The organism is Pseudoalteromonas sp. 0303 (assembly GCF_013349995.1).
Taxonomy (GTDB): domain Bacteria; phylum Pseudomonadota; class Gammaproteobacteria; order Enterobacterales; family Alteromonadaceae; genus Pseudoalteromonas.
In genome coordinates this window covers 56,209-77,086 of record NZ_JABVXF010000002.1, presented here as the reverse complement: position 1 = coordinate 77,086, position 20,878 = coordinate 56,209, and the positions used below count along the sequence as shown (strand labels likewise).

17 protein-coding genes are annotated in these 20,878 nt (G+C 42.6%); 11 read left to right on the top strand and 6 right to left on the bottom strand.

Annotated elements, in window-relative coordinates; genetic code table 11:
* Positions 1-3: 3 nt before the first annotated feature.
* Positions 4-1,056, bottom strand: coding sequence for an efflux RND transporter periplasmic adaptor subunit (locus HUS62_RS02480; RefSeq protein ID WP_055198324.1), 1,053 nt, complete (start codon positions 1,054-1,056; stop codon positions 4-6).
* Between the two features lie 241 nt (positions 1,057-1,297).
* On the opposite strand from HUS62_RS02480, the gene HUS62_RS02475 reads away from it, so the two are divergent.
* The 4 genes from HUS62_RS02475 (at position 1,298) to HUS62_RS02460 (ending at position 4,654) form a co-directional block, all read left to right on the top strand.
* Positions 1,298-2,005 carry a DUF2982 domain-containing protein gene (locus tag HUS62_RS02475; RefSeq protein ID WP_175078437.1) on the top strand — a complete coding sequence of 236 codons (708 nt, stop codon included), beginning with the start codon at positions 1,298-1,300 and terminating at the stop codon, positions 2,003-2,005.
* 33 nt (positions 2,006-2,038) lie between these two features.
* A complete protein-coding gene (locus HUS62_RS02470) occupies positions 2,039-2,371 on the top strand; it encodes a hypothetical protein (protein ID WP_175078436.1) in 333 nt (110 codons plus the stop codon).
* Positions 2,372-2,454: 83 nt separating this feature from the next.
* Positions 2,455-4,131, top strand: a complete 1,677-nt coding sequence (locus HUS62_RS02465) for a DUF1566 domain-containing protein (protein ID WP_175078435.1) — start codon at positions 2,455-2,457, stop codon at positions 4,129-4,131.
* A 1-nt stretch (position 4,132) separates the two neighbouring features.
* Positions 4,133-4,654 carry a DUF1566 domain-containing protein gene (locus HUS62_RS02460; protein WP_175078434.1) on the top strand — a complete coding sequence of 174 codons (522 nt, stop codon included), beginning with the start codon at positions 4,133-4,135 and terminating at the stop codon, positions 4,652-4,654.
* Here HUS62_RS02460 and HUS62_RS02455 read toward each other — a convergent pair.
* Positions 4,642-5,751, bottom strand: coding sequence for a tRNA nucleotidyltransferase (locus tag HUS62_RS02455; protein WP_175078433.1), 1,110 nt, complete (start codon positions 5,749-5,751; stop codon positions 4,642-4,644). The two genes, HUS62_RS02460 and HUS62_RS02455, sit on opposite strands and share 13 nt — an antisense overlap.
* 125 nt (positions 5,752-5,876) lie before the next feature.
* Here HUS62_RS02455 and HUS62_RS02450 point away from each other — a divergent pair, with 125 nt between their 5' ends.
* Together HUS62_RS02450 and HUS62_RS02445 are read left to right on the top strand one after the other, a co-directional pair.
* Entirely contained in the window at positions 5,877-6,794 is a 918-nt protein-coding gene (locus tag HUS62_RS02450; protein ID WP_058585795.1) for an ExeA family protein, read from the top strand.
* Positions 6,795-6,807: 13 nt separating this feature from the next.
* Positions 6,808-7,860: a general secretion pathway protein GspB gene (locus HUS62_RS02445; protein ID WP_175078432.1), complete on the top strand. Its 1,053-nt coding sequence runs from the start codon at positions 6,808-6,810 to the stop codon at positions 7,858-7,860.
* 18 nt (positions 7,861-7,878) lie between these two features.
* Here HUS62_RS02445 and HUS62_RS02440 read toward each other — a convergent pair whose 3' ends face one another.
* Positions 7,879-9,087: an HD-GYP domain-containing protein gene (locus HUS62_RS02440; protein WP_175078431.1), complete on the bottom strand. Its 1,209-nt coding sequence runs from the start codon at positions 9,085-9,087 to the stop codon at positions 7,879-7,881.
* A gap of 160 nt (positions 9,088-9,247) precedes the next feature.
* Positions 9,248-13,051, bottom strand: coding sequence for a bifunctional proline dehydrogenase/L-glutamate gamma-semialdehyde dehydrogenase PutA (gene putA, locus HUS62_RS02435; protein WP_175078430.1), 3,804 nt, complete (start codon positions 13,049-13,051; stop codon positions 9,248-9,250).
* A gap of 166 nt (positions 13,052-13,217) precedes the next feature.
* Here putA and HUS62_RS02430 point away from each other — a divergent pair, with 166 nt between their 5' ends.
* Positions 13,218-13,700, top strand: coding sequence for a winged helix-turn-helix transcriptional regulator (locus tag HUS62_RS02430; protein WP_054551119.1), 483 nt, complete (start codon positions 13,218-13,220; stop codon positions 13,698-13,700).
* Positions 13,701-13,748: 48 nt separating this feature from the next.
* Here the strand turns inward: HUS62_RS02430 and HUS62_RS02425 are convergent, their stop codons facing one another.
* Positions 13,749-14,348 (bottom strand): TIGR04211 family SH3 domain-containing protein, encoded by a 600-nt coding sequence (locus tag HUS62_RS02425; protein ID WP_175078429.1) that lies wholly within the window; start codon positions 14,346-14,348, stop codon positions 13,749-13,751.
* A 213-nt stretch (positions 14,349-14,561) separates the two neighbouring features.
* Here HUS62_RS02425 and HUS62_RS02420 point away from each other — a divergent pair, with 213 nt between their 5' ends.
* From HUS62_RS02420 to HUS62_RS02410, 3 genes are all read left to right on the top strand, one after another.
* Positions 14,562-16,082, top strand: coding sequence for a CYTH and CHAD domain-containing protein (locus HUS62_RS02420; protein ID WP_175078428.1), 1,521 nt, complete (start codon positions 14,562-14,564; stop codon positions 16,080-16,082).
* A 37-nt stretch (positions 16,083-16,119) separates the two neighbouring features.
* Positions 16,120-16,728 (top strand): START domain-containing protein, encoded by a 609-nt coding sequence (locus HUS62_RS02415; protein ID WP_175078427.1) that lies wholly within the window; start codon positions 16,120-16,122, stop codon positions 16,726-16,728.
* A gap of 79 nt (positions 16,729-16,807) precedes the next feature.
* On the top strand, positions 16,808-17,212 hold the full coding sequence (locus HUS62_RS02410) for a diacylglycerol kinase (protein WP_054560915.1): 405 nt from the start codon (positions 16,808-16,810) through the stop codon (positions 17,210-17,212).
* Between the two features lie 52 nt (positions 17,213-17,264).
* Here the strand turns inward: HUS62_RS02410 and metK are convergent, their stop codons facing one another.
* On the bottom strand, positions 17,265-18,416 hold the full coding sequence (metK, locus tag HUS62_RS02405) for a methionine adenosyltransferase (RefSeq protein ID WP_054551125.1): 1,152 nt from the start codon (positions 18,414-18,416) through the stop codon (positions 17,265-17,267).
* A 266-nt stretch (positions 18,417-18,682) separates the two neighbouring features.
* Here metK and tkt point away from each other — a divergent pair, with 266 nt between their 5' ends.
* Positions 18,683-20,674 (top strand): transketolase, encoded by a 1,992-nt coding sequence (gene tkt, locus HUS62_RS02400; protein ID WP_175078426.1) that lies wholly within the window; start codon positions 18,683-18,685, stop codon positions 20,672-20,674.
* The last annotated feature ends 204 nt before the right edge of the window (positions 20,675-20,878 follow it).

Genomic DNA, 20,878 nt, shown 5'->3' with positions numbered 1-20,878 from the left:
GGTTTAGCCCTTGATACTTACTTTGCTGCCAGTACGGATCTTAATGATGCCTTCAGTCACAACTTGCTGACCATTTTCAAGGCCTTTATCAATTGCTACCCAGCCATTGTGACGACCAGCCACATGTACTTCGACTTTGTTAGCAACGCCATCTTCAATTTGGAACACGTAATGTTTGTCTTGCTGAGGAATGACGGCTTTTTCTGGTACCATTAGCGCTTGGTTTGAGCTTAATTCTAATGCTGTATTTAACAGCATGCCTGGGCGTAATAGGCCTTTTTCATTGATAAAGCTTGCAGTCACTTCAACGCTACGAGTGACTGAATCGATACGCGAGCTAATATGCGTCACTTTACCGTTAAAGGTTTTATCTGGGTAAGCATCGTTTTGTGTCATTACTTTCATTCCTAGCTGTAATTGCGCTAGGTATTTTTCTGGTACTTTAAAGTCGACTTTAATGATGCTGATATCATCAAGGGTGGTGATGTTTGTAGTATTGCTAACATAAGTACCAATTGAAATTTCGCGCTTACCAAGTAAGCCAGAAAACGGTGCTTTAATAGTCATTTCGGCAAGTTTTGTTTTAGCGCTTTCAAGTTGTGCTTCGGTTGCGTCAACGCGAGATAGCTGCTCTTCTAGTAACGATTTAGCCGTAGCCTGTGAGCGAGATAGCTCAGTAAGGCGTTCAAGTTGACGGCGTTCTTCACGTAAATTAATACTTAGCTCTTTAACTGCTAACTCTTCTTCTTGAGATTGCAATTGAACCAGCTTTTGACCTTTACTAACTAAGTCGCCATCATTGAAAAAGATATCGGTAACATAGTCGTTTTGTGCACTGCGAATATAAATCGCTTGGTTAGCACGAGCACTACCAATTGCTTCTATTAGCACAGCATTTTCTTCGGCTGTAACAGTGTGCGCTGTCACTTGAGTTGCACGGTCGCCAAAGTTGCTTTGTTCACCTTGGCTTGAAGGTAAATACAAATAAATACATAACCCTAGTAAAAGGGTAATAATAAAAGGAAAAAGTGCTTTACCAGATTGTGTAGAATACATCATCGTGTTACCAGAAAATTAGTTGAGTGTAGTGTACAAAATTAGTACGTGCCCCGTATGTCAGGTATCTCATAAATTTGTGCATTTGGCGTAAAAGTTAAAAGTTCGGCTAGTTTGTTCCTTTATTGTGACTAAAAGAGAGGTTTTAGTATGGGTAAAGAGCCAAAATGTAATTATTGTTTAACGCTCCGAAAGATAGTTTTGGTCACAATTGTGATGTTTATTTTTTACTTTTCTGTTTATGGATAAGAAACCTCCTGCACTTAGAGTGCGCGCACAAGCATCCCGCCATGGCAGTGAGTTTTTAATTGTTGGTGGTATTGGGTTAATCATTATTATGCTAGTTAACCTATTGAGGCCCGGTGAAATTAGCATTGTTGAGATTTTTTTAGCCACAACCTGCATAGCGGCAATTTTTATTGGCTTTTTAAAAACTCAAGAACCATACTTTAGCCTAGTATTTACTCAGAATTTACTTATTTATCATCATAAGGTTGGGAATTGGCAGCTAAATCGTGCTAATTTTCATCATAGTGGTATACCAAAAGTGGAACAGGGCTTAGAATACCTTGAGTTAAACGCAGTTGGTATTAAACTCAATAACATAGATGAATTTTTAACTCAGATTTCCCCGAGAATTGCCGGACGATTACTAATAGAGCAACGTCATTTATTTATGCAAGTCATTCAAAAGTATTGCAAAAATGGTGATTGCCCATCAGAATGGTTAATAGAAGAGACGGACTACACTGCCCCAAGTGGTCAGGTTTACAAAGGATTGATTGCCATGTTTGCTAATCGTACGCAACATTTAAGGCAGTTAACAGGATACGATTTATTATTGCCAGCCAATGTTCTTGATGTTGATATTTGGCAATTTAGTACAGATTTAAATCGTTGGAAACTGAACCCTAATGAGTTTATTGAGACTCGCTTACAGAAAAAGTAAGCAGTTAGGTGCAGTAAGTAGCAGGATAAGACTATGAGTCAAGAACGTTCTTTTATTAAAAGCGGTCGAAACACAATTATACATAAAGATAAAAAACTCGACTTAGTGGTTGTGAATGGTGAGAACCACCCACGCATTAAAGTTACTCAAAATGGTTTAGAGCCGTTTAAAGAAGACCTGCCAAAAAACCGTCGTGAAGCCAAAGAGCGCTACTTAGAGATGGTGTATGTAGCAAGCCCAGATGTATTTGCAGAAGAAAAGCGTTTGTTGTTTATCCAAGCCTTAGATGGCAGAGAGTACAAAGTTGATTACAGTAAAATAGGCACTAAGCTCTTCGTTCGTATTCATCAAGAAAGTTATTTATAACCCTGACTCTGGCACTTTAATTGCTTGTTATTAGCTTATTTGGCAGTCGGTCATGACCGACTTTGCATTTTAAGGTGGTAAACATGAGATTAGTGCCTCTTACCCTAGTTGCATTAACGACATTAACAGCCTGTGGCGGCGGTGGTGGTTCGAATGATTCGAATCCAGTGGCAGCAACAGTTAATGCAGGCTCAGATCAGCAAATTATTGAAAAAAGTGAATTTACTGTCTCTGCCCAAGGCTCACCAGCTGATGGCACCTTTACTTGGGAGCGAGTCAGTGGCCCCGCACTAGAAGGGTTCCCTGCAGAGGGTGCTGAACAAACCATTACCGCGCCTGATATTAAACTCGACTCTGAACTTGTTTTAAAAGTGAATTATCAAACCGATGGGCAACTTGTTTCCGATCAGGTTAGTATTTTTATTACATCAAATAACCAACTGCCTGTTGCAGTGATCTCGCAAACAGCTCCTGAAGAGTTACCATCGCAATATAATGATGTTATTACATTAAGTGGCGAAGAGTCTGCTGATATTGATGAAAATGGCTCAGTTGACAGTTACTTGTGGACTCAACTTGATGGCCCTGATTTAACGGCTGACAGCTACAACAATCAAACCATTAGCTTTACTCACCCACTACTTGAATCAAATACAGCGATGACATGGCGTTTAACTGTAACGGATGATGAAGGTGGCTCAGCAAGCACTGAGGCGTCGTTTACCTTAAACAAAACCGTTGAAGTAATCATTGCGGATGCAGGCGAAGATCAACAGGTTATCGAGTTTGATACCGTAACCCTTGATGCCAGCAATAGTGAAATTGTGACGGCAACAAAATCATGTTTTTGGCAGCAATTAACAGGCGAAACCGTGACCTTGGCAAATCAGAACCAATGCGTCACGACGTTTGTAGCCCCTGATGTTGATACCGATTCTGAGCTGAGTTTTGACGTTACCGTGACAGACAGTAAATCGCGAAGCGACACAGATACTGTGATTATCGATATTAGCCCAAAACCACTTGGTTTAATTAACGATACAGGCATGAGTGATTGCTATAACAACTCACAAAAAATTAACTGTGACAGCGAAGATTTCCCAAGCCAAGATGCCGATGTAGGTCGTGATAGTGTCGCAAACCAACTAGATAAAGTAGGTCAGGGCGACTTAGCGTTTGATTTTACTAAAATGAACGAATATGCCGACGAACTCCCTGATGATGCGATCAGCTTTAGTTGTGTACGCGATAATGTCACGGGCCTTATTTGGGAAGTAAAAGAAACCAGTTCAACATTACCACCGTCGACAGCCGATCGTGCAGCTACAAACCATTATACCTGGTATTTAAATGGCTCAAGTGGTGTGCAAACAGGCAGTGTGCAAGGGGCTGCGAGCTCTACTTGCCCAAGCACCAGTGACTGTGGCCTGCAAACTTACATTAATGATGTGAATAGCAGCGATTTTTGCGGTGGTACAAATTGGCGTGTGCCAACTTACACCGAATTATTAGGGTTATTAGATTATGCCAAGCAAGGTGAGTCTACGTTACTTAATAGTGATTTCTTCCCTAATCAACCAAGTGATACTCAGCTAAGCAGCGGTAGCAGTTCATTCATGCCTTATTGGACTTCGCAAACAGCGGCAGATGGTACGAGTTTATCGCAAGCTTATATTATCGATATGAGTAGTGCTAATGACTTAGCATATCCAAAAAGTAATACCGCCTTTGTGCGCTTAGTTAGAACGCCGGGAGAGTAATATGCGAAAGTTAACTTTAATTACAGCACTTACCGTTATTGCTCTGCAATCGGGTTTTGCCGCTGCGCAGGTATGTTATAGCGAAGTCACTGAAACGACACCTGATAGCCGTTTTCTAATAAACGAAGATGGCACAGTAAGTGATAGCGAAACGGGTCTTATGTGGCAACGTTGTACGTTTGGTCAAAGCTATGATAGTGACACAGATACCTGTGAGGGTACTAGCCAGCAACTTACTTGGGGCGAAGCTTTACGCGGGGCTGAAAATGCAACCTTTGCTGATTACAGCGATTGGCATGTACCAAATGTTAAAGAGTTAGCAAGTATTTTAGAGCATAGTTGCGTGCAGCCTAGTATCAATGAAAACGCATTTTTATCGACTAAGCTGCAAAACTATTGGAGTAGCACTTCAGGGATCAGTCGCACTGATCTAGCTTGGGTGTATCAATTTGATAAAGGCATCAACAGCCTTCACGCAAAAACGTCCGATGTTTATTTGCGTTTGGTGCGCTACGAAAAGTAGTCTTTAATAATCTCTAACCGCGCTTGCTCAAGCGCGGTTTTAATTTCTGCGCCTTTAATACCTTGTGCAATAAACTGTTGCGGGTTGACTGCTCGTGCTTGTGTGGCTGCATTTACTAAAGAGTCATAGCGGGCTACTGGCTGTTGCTGGCTTATCTCTAACACCTTTAATACTTGCTCATAACGTTCAGGACGACGCCATAAATCAAGTTGGTTAAAGCAGGCAAAAACGGCCTCGCTAGATGGTTTTTCTGCACTTAACGTTGTTTGATGTGTTTGGCTAAATAGCGCTAAATCGCGCACTTCATTAGGTAAGCGTATATTACTAGCTATCGCTTTTATCTCGTCGCTTGAAAGCGCTAAGGTAACTTGGCTAAATAATAACGCAGTGTCACTAACTTGCAGTTTATTCGCATAGGCAAAGCGAGCTTGTAAGGTATGGTAAAGCTCATCACACCATTTACTTTCAAGCTCAGGGCTGATTACATGCAGGCCGCCAATGCTGGCAAGCACATTTAAAAACTCGCAAAATGCGCCATCACTGAGGGATTTTTCGCATTCTAACCAAACGCGTTCAGCAGTTAGTGTGTTTAGCTCTTTGGCTTTGACCATATCAATTAAAAGCGCCTTGGTTTCTGGGGCGATAGTAAAGCCGAGGTAATGATAACGAGCAGCAAAACGCGCTACGCGTAATATGCGTAGAGGGTCTTCACTAAAGGCATCGGAGACATGACGTAATACACGATTTTCAAGGTCTTGTTGGCCAGAAAAAGGGTCAACTAAGCTGCCATCTTGAGCTTGAGCAATGGCATTTACGGTGAGATCTCGACGAATTAAGTCTTGCTCTAATGTGACATCTGGCGTGAAATCACAAATGAAGCCAGTGTAACCTTGACCTTGTTTTCGCTCAGTGCGCGCTAGCGCATATTCTTCTTTACTTTGTGGGTGTAAAAATACCGGAAAATCTTTACCAACTTGTTGATAGCCTAGGTTGATAAGTTGTTCAGGCGTTGCACCAACTACCACATAATCGCGCTCTTTAACGTCACGACCAAGTAGGGCGTCTCTGACTGCGCCACCGACTAAATAAACCTGCATAAAACACCTATAATTTTGCCTTTTCGCTATTTTACGTTATTTAGCCAATAAAATGTAAACAAGGTTTTAAGTAGCGATGTTTTTTGCCATTATAGACCGTGATTTTAAACGCAAGGAATAACACGGTGTATTTAAGCTATTTTGGCTTGTCAGAAAAACCCTTTTCGATTGCCCCAAATCCTGAGTATTTATTTCTTAGTGAACGCCATAAAGAGGCATTAGCGCACCTTACCTATGGATTAGGTGAAGCGGGTGGTTTCGTTCTATTAACAGGCGAAGTGGGTACAGGTAAAACAACACTAACTAGAAGCTTGCAAGAGCAGTTACCTGAAAACACCCAAGTGGCACAAATTCATAATCCGGCTTTGTCACAGCTTGAACTGCTTGCCAGTATTTGTGACGAATTAAAGATTGAGTATGACAGTACTAATGCGACTTTGAAGACCCTTACTGATGTGATTAAAAAGCACCTTGAGGCAAACAATCAAGCGGGCGGTCACACCATCTTAATTATTGATGAAGCACAATTACTCGCACCTGATGTGCTAGAGCAGCTGCGCTTGTTAACCAATATCGAAACAGATCATAAAAAGCTGCTGCAAATTGTCTTAGTAGGGCAACCTGAACTGCAAGAGTTACTAAAACGCACTGAATTAAGACAACTTGCTCAGCGTATTACTGCGCGCTATCACTTATTGCCACTGACAGAAGGGCAAGTATTTGCCTATGTTAAGCATCGTTTGTTTAAAGCGGGCACAGAGCAAGCTTTATTCTCTGGGGATGCGTTAAAAGCGATTTATCAAGTTACTCAAGGCGTACCAAGATTAATCAACTTATTATGTGAGCGCTGTTTAGTGGGGGCATTTTCACAGCAAAAATTGAGTATCGACAGCGAACTTGTGATGCGCTCAGCCGCAGAAGCACTGCCGCCAACCAGTACTCCTGTTGCTGTAGCAAATAAAGAGCCGAGTTATGTTTGGCTCTACCCAGTTTCATTTTTAGCCGTATTAGGAATGGGTATTGGTTTATCCTACCTAATATAACGAGTGTCCATTTATGTCATTATTACTAGATGCAATTAAACAAGCTGATCAGCACGCACAAACTGCAGTTGATCATGACCAAGCCGCACTTGCGCTCAAACAACAGCAAGAATTAACACGCTATCGCCGCTTAGCTTTTTCATTTGGGCTATTACTGGCGGCTATATTAACGCTTATGGCAGGGTTTTCGATTGGTAAATGGTTACAGCAAACTAAACCTGTTGCTGAGCAGCCAAAGCTTGTTAATAACAGCAATGAAACCACTGAAAACGTTACCACTGAGGCTCAGGCAAGTCCTGAAACACAACAACCTGCTAAGCAACAGCAAGTAGCGCAAGGCCAACTCCAGCAAACGATTAATAACCCAGCTCAAGTAGCAGCGATGCAACAAGGGCAAGTGCAGCAATCTGTACCGCAACAAATGATGCAGCAGGTTCCAGTGCAAGGTCAGCAATATCAGTGGGTGCAAGTTCCGGTTAACTCAGCCCCTGTGTATGCTAATCAGGGTTATCAAGTACAACCTCAGTACCAGCAGCAAGCTGTGTATCAAAATCAACCAGTGTATCAGTCACAGCCACAGTTTTCGCAGCCAATGCAACAAATCAATCCGCAGCAAATGAGCAGTAATGGTATTGATTTAAGTAAATACAAGGTGCTCGGCAAGCCACTTAATGGTCAGTCAACTCAACCAGTCTCTCAATCATCAACAAATGATGAGCTCAGAGATGTGCCAGATACATTGAAAGATGCTTTTGCTAAAGCGGTTGAAGATGTTGATAACAAACACAGTGTTGATATTACCCGTAGCACTAAAAATACGTCTTATGCAGAGCCAATTGAGCTCTTACCTGATGCATTACAAAGCCTTATTCCTACCATTAAATACCAAGCGCATATTTATGCTTCAGAAACATCGAAGCGCTGGATCAAGTTAAATGGGCGTGAGTTATACGAAGGCGATAACATCGGTGTGTTATCTGTGATTGAAATTACTCCAGAGCAGAGCTTATTAAGCTACGATGGCTATGAGTTTACGTTAAAAGCATTACAAGACTGGCCTGAGTAGCCAGTCTAAATTTTAGGGCTAAGGTAGAATCGCACTCTTAAAAAAGCGGATCAGGTCGATGTTAAAGTCTCTCGGCCTGACTGCTGATTCTAAGCTATCGTGACAACGGCTGTTAGCCAAATCAATATCTTGCACTTCGGTATAGCGTGCATGTTTAGCGTTATAAAACACTTTAACTTGAGGTTTTAAAGGACTAGTAGGGTTACTGTGAGTGACCACTCCCAACTTTTGACTTTGAAGTTTTACTAAGGTGCCGACTGGGTGAACACCTATGCACTGAATAAACTTAGTGACTAGGTCTCCGTCAAAGCTATCTGGGCAGCCATCTTTAAGTATCTTAAACGCCTTAATTGGCTCCATGCCTGCTTTGTAGACCCGCTCAGCGGTCAATGCATCATACACATCAACAATCGAAGCCATGCGTACGTACAAGCTTATCTCGTCACCACTTTTACCAAACGGATAGCCACTGCCGTCTAAGCGTTCGTGATGGAACCCAGCTATATCTACAGCAATCCCGCTCAAGCCTGCTTGCTCTAAAATTTCTTTACTGAAACGAGCATGGTCTTGAATAGCTTGGTACTCTTCGTCAGTTAACTTGCCAGGCTTATTGAGTATCTCATCGGGAATATTTATTTTTCCGATATCGTGGAGTAGAGCACCAGTTGCAAGCTCTTCGATAATGGCTTTTTCAATACCTAAGTGCTTAGCAAAAATACTCATTAAAATTGATACATTGATTGAATGCTCAAGTAGATAAGCATCTTTTTCACGCATACGCGTGATACAGGCAAGCGCATCTTGATTACGAAAAACCGAATCAATAAAGCCACTTGCGAGTTCTTTAAAAGGGGCTATATCAATTTTGTTGCCATCGCGGATATCGTCAAAGGCTTTGCTTTGTAATGACCTTGCTTCGTTATATAAGCTGTTTGCTTTGCCCATTTCTGCCGACACACTGTGAGTGGTGTGCCAAGGATCAAAAGCGGTAGTCTCGCCAACAGGTTGCGGGTTATGTTGCTGCTCAACCACTTTATTCTCACTGTCTAAGGTCAGTGTTTTGTCTGGGTCTATCGCTATTTCTAAGATGCCAGCCTTGATCAGCTTGTCTATGCTTCCCTGTGTTTTTACCCAACCTTGGTTTTTTATACGGATCTTGCCTTTTTGTTTTGTCACACTTTGGACAAACATGCCGGGCTTAAGTTGATTGATAGGGAGTGTTTTCAAAGCCTTTACTTCTAGTCGAATACATTACTATAAAACTAGCAGAAAATTTGTAGCTCGGTAAACAAGAATAGTAAAAAGGTATCTGTAAAATCAAAAGCCCCCGCAAATGCGAGGGCTTTTAAGTAGCTCAGGAAAGTTTAATTTCCTTTAACTTATACGATTACTCGTCGTCTTCAACTAAGGTCATTAGTGATGTGTTACCACCTGATGCGGTTGTATCAACACTGATTGTTTTCTCAGTGAGTAAGCGCTTGATTAGCGTGTCATAGTACTCAGAGCTGATCACTGGCAGGATTGCACCTTTACGTTGTGCTAGCTGCTGGCTAAAGTAGCCTAAGCGTGATGAACGAGCTGCAACAACCGCACCTGCAAGGTGAGGGTGCGCCAAGATAGCTTGTAACTGATTAGGTTTAGCTACTTGGAATACACCTTCAGCGATACCTGTTGAGATAAACTTGTCTCTGAATGCAACCGCTTCGTCAAAGAATAACTCAGAAGCAACCGTGATTACTGTGTTACCAGCAGCAAGTGCTGTGATAATCGAAATTGCCCAGAAGTTAAATGACGTACTCTTATCAGCATAACAAACCACACAGCCACGAGGCTCTAAGTGAAGAGTGTTAGATTCACCCGTAGGTCCAGGTAACACAGTGTGCTTACGCATGTGTTTTTCAAGACGGTTAAGTTGTGCACGTGCATCAGCTAGCGTTAATGCTAAGTCATCCGCAAGCTCGTCGATGATTTCTACAGTCGCTACTTTTGCAAGTAATTGACGCACAGCAGAAACTCGGTCGTTCAGTGGTGTTGAGCGCCAGATTTTCTCATCGCGTAATGAGTTTTCCATCAGCTTAGCAACTTGCTCAGCTGCACCTGAGTAGTGGTGAGTATCTAGCTCATCAGGTGTTAGGTTTGTCATTTGTACGTTATCTGGTGATGCTTTTTCTTTCACAAGACGTTGTAAGTAGTTAGGGCCACCGGCCTTAGGGCCTGTGCCTGATAAACCACGGCCACCAAATGGTTGTACGCCAACAATCGCACCAATCATATTACGGTTGACGTAAACATTACCTGCACGTGACATCTTCGCTACGTATTCGCAGCGCTCTTCGATACGTGAGTGGATCCCCATGGTCAGACCGAAGCCAGTGCCATTGATTTGATCAATTACGTTATCAAGCTCTGTGCCCTTGAAACGAATGATATGCACACACGGGCCAAATACTTCACGTTTAAGCACAGATAAGTCTTTGATCTCGTAAAGACGAGGAGCAAAGAAGAATGCGCCATTTTCGCTGTTATCAGGAATCGCACACTCATAGTGAAGAGTTGCATTACCTTTTAAGTATTCAACATGGTCATTTAAGTTTTTCAGTGCTTTTTCGTCGATAACAGGACCGATATCTGTTGAAAGCAATGACGGGTCACCAACATGAAGTTCTTTTAAAGCGCCTTTTAGCATCTCAATGATGCCATCAGCAACGTCTTCTTGTAAGAACAGTACACGTAGTGCAGAACAACGTTGACCAGCGCTTTGGAAGCCAGAGCTGATCACATCGTCAACAACTTGCTCTGGTAGAGCGGTTGAGTCAACGATCATACAGTTTTGACCACCAGTTTCAGCGATAAGCGGTACTTGGATATCATTACGCGCAGCAAGAGTTTGCGAAATAAGAGTCCCTGTTTCTGTAGAACCGGTGAACATAACAGCTTGAATACGCTCATCAGGAACGATGGTTTTACCTACTTCGCTACCACGGGCAATAACTGGCTGTACAACGTGCTCAGGTAAGCCTACAGAAAGCATCAGTTCAATTGCACGAAGTGCGATTAAGCTTGTTTGCTCAGCTGGTTTCGCAATAACTGTGTTACCAGTCACGATTGCTGCAGCTACTTGACCTAAGAAGATTGCAAGTGGGAAGTTCCATGGGCTGATACATAAGATCACACCACGTGCTTCAAAGCGCTCATCTTCAGAAAGTTCTTCAGCGCGTGCTGCGTAGTAGCGGCAGAAATCCACTGCTTCACGAACTTCATCGATACCATCTTGGGTAATTTTACCAGCTTCTTTAATACAGATAGCAACAAGCTCATCGTGGTGACGCTCTAAGATGTCAGCAACACGACGTAATAAGTTTGCGCGCTCTTTTACTGGCGTTTGTGACCATGACTCAAATGCTTTTTCTGCATTCTCTAAAAGAGCAGTCATTTCGTCAGAAGATTGTAGTTTCACATGACCAATGATTTCTTTGTGATTTGCAGGGTTCTTCACAGGAAGAGAGCCTTCTGGCACATCGCTTAATTCAATGCGGTGCTCATCAAACCAGGTATCAAGGTTTTCTTTAAATGGTGTAATTACGTTGATATCAGTTAAGTCCATGCCTTTTGAGTTAGCACGTTCTTCGCCATATAAATCAATTGGCATCTTGATTTGCGTGTTGTACTTGTTACGTAAACCTTGCAGTGTTTCTACAGGGTCAGGTAATAGTGATTCAACAGGCTTAGTCGTATCAACAATCGCATTAACGAATGACGAGTTAGCACCGTTTTCTAATAAACGACGTACTAAGTAGGCAAGTAAGTCTTCGTGTTGACCCACTGGTGCGTAAACACGACATTGAATTTTCTCTTGGGTTACGATTTGGTCGAATAACGACTCACCCATACCGTGTAGGCGTTGGAATTCAAAACCTTCGTTATCACCTTTTGCAACTTCTAAGATTGTTGCTGCAGTGTAGGCATTGTGTGTAGCAAATTGCGGGTACAGTACATCACGTGCTTCAAGTAATTTGATAGCACAGGCTTTATAAGAAACGTCAGTGGTCGCTTTACGTGTAAATACTGGGTAATGATCTAAACCATCTTGTTGAGTGGTTTTGATTTCTGTATCCCAGTATGCACCTTTTACAAGGCGAACCATTAGTTTACGACCAACGCGACGAGCTAGCTCTGCAACCCACTCAACAACAAAAATAGCGCGCTTTTGGTATGCTTGAACTGCTAAACCAAAGCCGTTCCAGTTACCTAAATCGTCATCACTGAATACCGCTTCAATAACATCTAAAGAAATATCTAAACGGTCAGCTTCTTCAGCATCAACAGTAAAGCCGATATCGTAGCTTTTCGCTGCAAGTGCAAGTTCTTTTAACTTAGGTACGATTTCAGCAATAACTCGTTCACGATGTGTGAACTCATAGCGTGGGTGAATTGCAGAAATTTTAACTGAGATACCAGGGCTCTTGATTGGACCACGGCCATTTGCTGCTTTACCAATCGCGTGGATAGCTGTCATGTAGCTGTTGAAGTAACGCTCTGCATCTTTCATTGTGCGTGCGCCTTCACCTAGCATATCGTATGAGTATACGTAGCCTTTTTGCTCTTTATCGGCTGCACGTTCAATTGCTTCGTCGATAGTACGACCCATAACGAATTGCTTACCCATGATCTTCATCGCGAAGTTCACAGATTTACGAATAACAGGCTCACCTAAACGACCAATTGTTTTCTTAAGAACACCGAATTGCTGCTCTTTTGACTTGTCGCTGTAGTTAACCATTTTACCGGTTACTAACAGACCCCAAGAAGAGGCGTTTACAAATAAAGAATCGCTGCTACCTAAATGCGAGCTCCAGTCACCTTTAGCAAGTTTGTCACGAATTAGTGACTCTTGTGTTTCTTTATCTGGAACACGTAATAGTGCTTCTGCAAGACACATTAATACAACGCCTTCCTCACTTGAAAGTGAGAATTCATTTAATAGTGCATCTACACCGCTTTGACCATCCTGATCGCGACGGATATTTAAAACCATTTGACGAGCACGTTCCCACGCTCGGCTACGCGCTTTCACGCCTACTTCAGCCAAAGGCAAAATATGATCAATAACCGCATTTTCGTCAATACGGTAGAAATCACGGATCTTTTGTCTAATTGGACATTCAGTTGTCAAATCGCCATTAAATAGCATATGTAACCCTCTGGTATGTGGAGTCTAGAAATGAACTTATTGCATTTCTTACCATTGATATAATTCGTGCATTCTAATTAAAATCCAGCAGAATATGCTGGTTAAATTTTTCGATTTACGATAATTTACAGGGCATACCGTTAACTTAGCCGCATAAAATTCTGTTATGACCAGTCCGAATAGATTACGCATGTTAGATCGCATCGATTTAGCAATTTTAGACGCTCTGCAAAAAAATGGCAGAATATCGAACGTAAACCTCGCAAAACAGGTAAATCTGAGCCCAAGCCCGTGTCTAGATCGTGTAAAACGTTTAGAGCAAGAAGGCTACATCGAAGGCTATTACGCAAAGCTTAGCGAAGCAAAGCTTAACCAGAGCTTGTTAGCACATGTGCAGGTATCGTTAGTGACCTCGAATACATCGGTATTTAAAGTCTTTCGTGAATATATTTTAAATATTCCACAAGTGGTTGAATGCGACATGGTTGCTGGTGGCTATGACTACTTATTAAAAGTACGAGTGTCTGATATGGATGAATACCGCCAAGTGCTGGGGGATTTAGTTGATATCCCAGGGGTAGGTACGCATCACACCTATATGGTGATCGAAAAAATTAAACAAGATACCGGACTAAGGTTCGATATATAGATACAAAAAAAGCACCATCAGGTGCTTTTTTATTGACTATTTAGTGGCTTATGCCCAGCCGTCGTAACGTTTACGGCGAGATAACACCACGGTTAAGATAATACCTAACAGTAAGCCGATAAATGCAATTGCGCCGCCATATGTAAGTAGCTGACGCTTCTCTTTAGCACTGGCTGTTTGCTTTGCATTGCGCTCAGACTCAATGGTGTTCTTAAGTGTTTCGATTTGCTTGCTAAGAGCTAGGTTTTGCTCTGTTAGTGATTTGTTCTGCTCTTGTAGTTGTGGCAACTCAATTTCAGCTTGGCGAAGCTGCTCTTGCATTACCGTCATGTCGTTATTCAGCGCTTGAAACTGTTGTTGAATACCCGCGTTTTCAGTAACAAATTTTGACTCTACCCACCCTTCACGATCTTTATCATCACGAATTTTAAAGTAGCCATTATCTTCACCTGACAACAACACAACTTGCGTACCAGCATCAACTGAGCCCAAAATGCGGTAGTTTTTACTTGGGCCTGAGTGCATAAAGGTGTACAGGTTATCGACTATGTAGGCGGTGTTTTGGTTGTCGCTGCTTGGCGCTTCTTCTGCGTAGCTAATAAAAGAGGTGGCCGCAAGGAGCAACCCAAAAATACACTGTTTTAACATCAATCTACCTTGTTAATGTGATCTTGCCTAGAAGTGGCTAAATTTATAATTTCTTTATGTATAGAGATAGTAGGGATTTCAACTATTAATAGCAAGGCTGATATTGTAATCCGTGCGTGAGCTTAACCGCAAAAAACAGGAAAAAATTTGCATTAACAGTCTGCTTTGTTTATTTTGATCACTTATTTATTTTAAATGTACTCCGCAAAGCGAATGGATACTGAGATAGAACTGAAGTTTTTGGTGTCAGATGCCGTTGTTCCACTGATCCCCGCATTAATTACCCAATTTGCAAAAACCGTTACCAATAAACCGTCACGCAACTTACAAAATGCTTATTACGATACGCCAAGCCGAGAACTACGTGCTTTAGATATTGGCCTTCGTACTCGCTGTTGCGATGGTGAGTGTGAGCAAACCATCAAGCTTGCTGGCGAAGTGGTTGGTGGCTTACATCAGCGCCCAGAATACAATTTACCACTGTCAGGTAACCGCCCCGATTTACTCGCATTTGATGCTGCTATTTGGCCGCATGGTATGCAAGTGACTGGTATTGCAGAAAACTTGTACCCAATTTTTAGCACTAACTTTATACGCCGTACTTGGTTACTCGAAACCGAAAATGGCGCAAAAATTGAAGTGGTATTAGATAAAGGTGAAGTTGCTGCGTCGGGTCAGGTTGAGCCAATCTCTGAACTTGAAATCGAACTAATCGAAGGTAGCCGTAGTGAGTTGTTTGCTTTGGCAGATAAACTGGTTAGTGAAAGCCATATTCGCTTAGGGCTTTATTCTAAAGCTGCTCGAGGTTATCGCCTTGCAGATGACAAACCATTAAAAGCAAGCAAATCAATTGGCTTTGTGCCACTAAAACGTGGTGCAACCCAAGAACAAGCTTTAGTAGAAAGCATTAACTACGCGATTCGCTTTGTACAAAAACATGAAGCCTGCTACTTCATAAAACCAAGCTTAAAAACCCTTAAGCGTGTCACCGACGGTATTCGTTTAATTCGCCATACATTTTGGCTGTTTGACGATATTGTTAGTAAAGACGATACCGACTCATTGCGTACAGAGTTAAAGTGGTTATTGAGCGAATTAGCGTGGGTTGAAAATGCTATTCAGCTAAAAACTTACACATCTAAGCGCCACGCATACTACAAAAAAATCAACAGTGCGCCTGAGCTCACACAAGTTATTAATGACTTAAAAGAGTTACAGCCAAGTATTGAAGATATCGAAACTCTTTTTCATAGCACCCGATACAACCGCTTATTATTACAATTAACAACCTGGTTAATTGAAAAACAATGGCGCAAATCATGGGGGCAGGCTGAGTTTCAGGCTGCAGAAAAACCAGTTGCCGATATTGCTAAGCGTTTATTTGCTAAAGATTGGCACGACATGCACGAGCTTATTCCTGAGCAGCAAGTGTTTACAGATAAAGACTATTTGGCACTACGCACCCGTCTTGAAAACTCATTACTCAGCGGCAACTGCTTAGGTGCCTTGTTCGATAAAGAAGACAGAAATGAGTTCCGTATGCCGTGGGTTGATATCTCCCATGGTATTTATGAGTTAAGCACTCTTGAGTACTTAAAGCAGTTATGCGCAGGGCAAGAAGACTTAGAGCTGACAAAAATTCAATCATGGCTTGATCAAAAGTCAGAGTTTTTGGTCAGTGCGATGGAGCAAAGTCGCCACGCGTCATTTAATACAGACCCTTATTGGTTTTAAATAAATGCGCTTGTGCCTATGGATAGGGTTGGCATGTTTGAGTCTCTCGGCAGTCGCTAACCCTATTGAATGGCAAACCTATAAACAGCAAGACGGCATAAAGGTTAGCTATAAAAAGCACGAAACTGGCATTATAGAAATTAATGCTTCTGTGCTGGTAAAAAACGCCAAGGCCAGTGACTTTATGGCATTGCTCAGTGATACCGACAACGCCGAAAACTGGCTCGAAAATGTCAAAAGCGTGACGCTAATGGAGCGCTTAAGCCCTTCAGAAACCCTTGTTTATACCCACTTTAATTCGCCTTGGCCGGTATCAGATAGAGATTTAGTCAGTTACTCTTGTTATCACGCTTTAGATGAGCACAAAACCGAGTTACAAATCAAAAGCCAACCTTATGCAAAAGCCGAAGTCTCTGGTGTTGTGCGTATTAAAGACCTAACCGCCTATTGGCGTTTAGAGCAGCAACAAAGTAACTTGTTAGTAAGCCATCAAGCCTACGCAGACCCAGGTGGTTCCATTCCGCATTGGTTAAGTAACAAGGTATCCCTAAAAAGCGTTTATAAAACGCTACAAGCACTGAGAGAACAATTAACTAACAATCAGTTTTCCCGTGCTAGCACCAGCAGCATTCCAGGTGATTGCTAGTTTTTAATCAAGCGTATTTGGGTGACAGAGTAAGAATTTATCATTATGATCAGGCTAATTCTGAGCGGGTAGGTAAAAAATGAAAGAACCAAAAATTCCCCTAGTTAATAAGCCAAATGGTATTGGCTTTGGGCGTATTTTAAAAGCAACCAAGTGTTCTATTAAAGGCTTTAAAGCGGCATTTAAAGAAGAGTCGGCATTTCGTTCTGAAATCTATTTAGGGGTGTGTTTATTACCCTTGTCAGTGGTTCTTGCGCAGTCATTAAATCATTGGTTAGTGTTGTTTATTCCTTACTTGTTATTATTAATTGTTGAGTTACTTAACTCGTCGATAGAAGCGCTCACTGACCGAGTAGGGATTGAGTATCATGTATTATCGGGACGAGCTAAAGATATGGCTTCTGCGGCAGTGACATTGAGCTTGCTAATTCTAGCCTTAGTTTGGGGTGTCGCAGTTTACGAAAAGATAGTTACCTACCTTTAAATCAGACATAAAAAAAGCGCCAAAAGGCGCTTTTTTCATTTTATCAAACCTATTACAGGCCAGCAGCTGCGCGAAGTGCGTCTGCTTTGTCTGTACGCTCCCAAGGGAACTCATCACGACCGAAGTGACCGTATGCCGCAGTCGGTTGATAGATAGGACGCTCAAGATCAAGCATTTGGATTAAGCCGTAAGGGCGTAGGTCGAAGTGCTCACGTACTAATTCGATTAGACGCGCTTCTTCTAATTTACCTGTACCAAATGTCTCGATGCTGATAGATGTTGGCTCTGCAACACCGATAGCGTAAGAAACTTGTAGCTCACATTTGTCAGCAAGGCCTGCAGCAACCACGTTTTTAGCAACGTAACGAGCAGCATATGCAGCTGAACGGTCAACTTTTGATGGATCTTTACCAGAGAAAGCACCACCACCGTGACGAGCCATACCACCGTATGTATCAACGATGATTTTACGACCTGTAAGACCACAGTCACCCATTGGGCCACCGATTACGAAACGGCCAGTTGGGTTGATGAAGAATTTAGTTGCGCTTGAGATTAGCTCAGCAGGAAGAACTGGCTTAATGATCGTTTCCATTACCGCTTCAACTAAGTCGTTTTGTGAGATTGAATCACAGTGTTGAGTTGAAAGAACAACGGCATCAATACCAACAGGCTTGCCATTTTCGTATGCAAACGTTACTTGAGATTTTGCATCTGGGCGTAACCAGTTAAGCTCACCACTTTTACGAACTTCAGCTTGGCGCTGAACTAGACGGTGCGAATAAGTGATTGGTGCAGGCATTAAAACGTCAGTTTCATTACATGCATAACCGAACATTAGACCTTGGTCACCAGCGCCTTGCTCTTCAGGGCGAGCACGGTCAACACCTTGGTTGATGTCTGGAGATTGTTTACCGATAGTGTTTAGGATTGCACAAGAGTCAGCATCGAAACCCATGTCTGAGTGCGTGTAACCGATTTCACGTACTGTTTTACGTGTGATTTCTTCGATATCAACCCAAGCGCTAGTTGTGATTTCACCACCAACCATCACCATACCGGTCTTAACGTAAGTCTCACATGCAACACGGGCATGAGAATCTTGTTCAAGGATAGCATCTAGAACCGCGTCAGAGATTTGGTCCGCGATTTTATCCGGATGACCTTCAGAAACAGATTCAGAAGTAAATAAATGTTTTGCCATTGTATTTCTGCTCACAAATATTGCGCTTCACAAACGTCGGTAATAGCGCTAAAAAATTAAGGGGCGTATTTTATCTAAAACAAATATGTTTGCATAGTAATTTTACGCCTAGACGTCTATTTAAAATTACTAATAACGTATTGTTCTTAACAAACGCCCATAATTGGTGCATTTAATGCGGATTTTTAATTGCACTGTACCCTTACAATAAGTAAGAATGGGGCTTCATAAACAACCAGCGCAAATACATAAAGGTAGGAGAATTCATGCCATCACGCAAAGAACTTGCAAATGCTATTCGCGTCTTATCAATGGACGCAGTACAACAGGCCAAATCTGGTCACCCTGGCGCCCCTATGGGCATGGCAGATATCGCAGAAGTACTATGGCGCGATTATCTAAAGCACAATCCAACGAATCCAGAGTGGGCAGACCGAGATCGATTTATTCTTTCGAATGGCCACGGTTCAATGCTGATCTATTCTCTACTGCACTTAAGTGGCTATGACTTACCACTAGAGGAAATTAAAAACTTCCGTCAAATGCACTCAAAAACACCAGGTCACCCAGAGTATGGGTATGCACCAGGTATTGAGACTACTACGGGTCCATTAGGTCAAGGGATCACAAATGCAGTGGGCATGGCAATTGCCGAAAAAGCGCTAGCTGCACAGTTTAACCGTGAAGGTCACGATATTGTTGATCACTTCACGTATGCATTCATGGGCGATGGCTGTTTAATGGAAGGTATTTCACACGAAGCCTGTTCATTAGCCGGTACATTAGGCCTAGGTAAACTAGTTGCGTTTTGGGATGACAACGGCATCTCAATTGATGGTGAAGTAGAAGGTTGGTTCAGCGATGACACACCAGCGCGCTTCAAAGCATACGGCTGGCACGTAGTAAGCGATGTTGATGGTCATAACCCTGATGCAATTCGCGCCGCTATCGAAGAAGCGCGTAGCATCACTGATAAGCCATCATTAATCTGTTGTAAAACAGTGATTGGTTACGGTTCACCTAACAAATCAGGTAGCCATGATTGTCACGGTGCGCCACTAGGTGAAGACGAAATCAAAGCATCTCGTGAGTTCCTAGGTTGGACTGGCGATGCATTTGAAATCCCAGCTGATATCTACAGCGAGTGGGATGGCAAAGAAAAAGGTAAGCAACTAGAAGCAAGCTGGGACGAAAAGTTTGCCGCTTACGCAAGTGCACATCCTGAACTTGCTGCTGAGTTTAAACGCCGTACAAATGGTGAGTTACCATCTGATTGGGCTGAAAAGTCACAAGCTTACATTGAAGAGCTTCAAGCAAACCCAGCAAACCCAGCAACACGTAAAGCATCACAAAATGCATTAAACGCGTTTGGTCCGTTACTACCAGAATTCATGGGTGGCTCTGCTGACCTTGCAGGTTCTAACTTAACACTTTGGGATGGCTCAAAAGGCCTAGAAGCAAACGATGCTAGCGGTAACTACATTTTCTACGGTGTACGTGAATTTGGTATGTCAGCGATTATGAATGGTATTGCATTGCACAAAGGCTTTATTCCTTACGGTGCTACCTTCTTAATGTTCATGGAATACGCACGTAACGCAGTACGTATGGCGGCATTAATGAAGCAGCCAAGCATCTTCGTATACACGCACGATTCAATTGGTTTAGGTGAAGATGGTCCAACGCACCAACCGGTAGAACAAATTGCAAGCATGCGTTTAACGCCTAATCTAGTGAACTGGCGCCCATGTGACCAAGTTGAGTCTGCTATTGCATGGCAACAAGCAATTGAGCGTAAAGATGGCCCAACTTCACTGATTTTCACTCGCCAAGGCCTTGAGCAACAAACGCGTACTGCACAGCAGTTAGCAGATGTGAAAAAAGGTGGTTACGTACTTAGCTGTGACGGTGAGCCAGAGCTTATCCTTATTGCAACAGGTTCTGAAGTACAGCTTGGACAAGATGCTGCTGCAGAACTTCGTTCACAAGGTAAAAAAGTACGCGTGGTATCTATGCCTTCAACTGATTTATTTGATGAGCAAGACGCTGCGTATAAAGAAAGCGTACTACCAGCAAGCGTAACACGTCGCGTAGCAATCGAAGCGGGCATCGCAGACTACTGGTACAAATACGTAGGCCTAAACGGCGCAGTAGTTGGTATGACGACCTTCGGTGAGTCAGCACCTGCAGGCGAGTTATTCAAGCACTTTGGTTTCACTGTTGAAAACATCGTAAACAAAGCAAACGCCTTGTTCTAAGCTTTAGTCGCTAAAATTTAGAAGCCCGCCCTGTATAACCACAGCGCGGGCTTTTTTATGCCCCCGTAGGTTGGGTAGAACGGAGTGAAACCCAACACATTCGCAGCTTTCAGCCGTCAGTCATCAGTTTTAAAAACCCCTCACCGTAGGCGTGAAATTTATTTCGCGTGAAAAGTTATGCTTTTTAGTTGAATACCAGAAGTC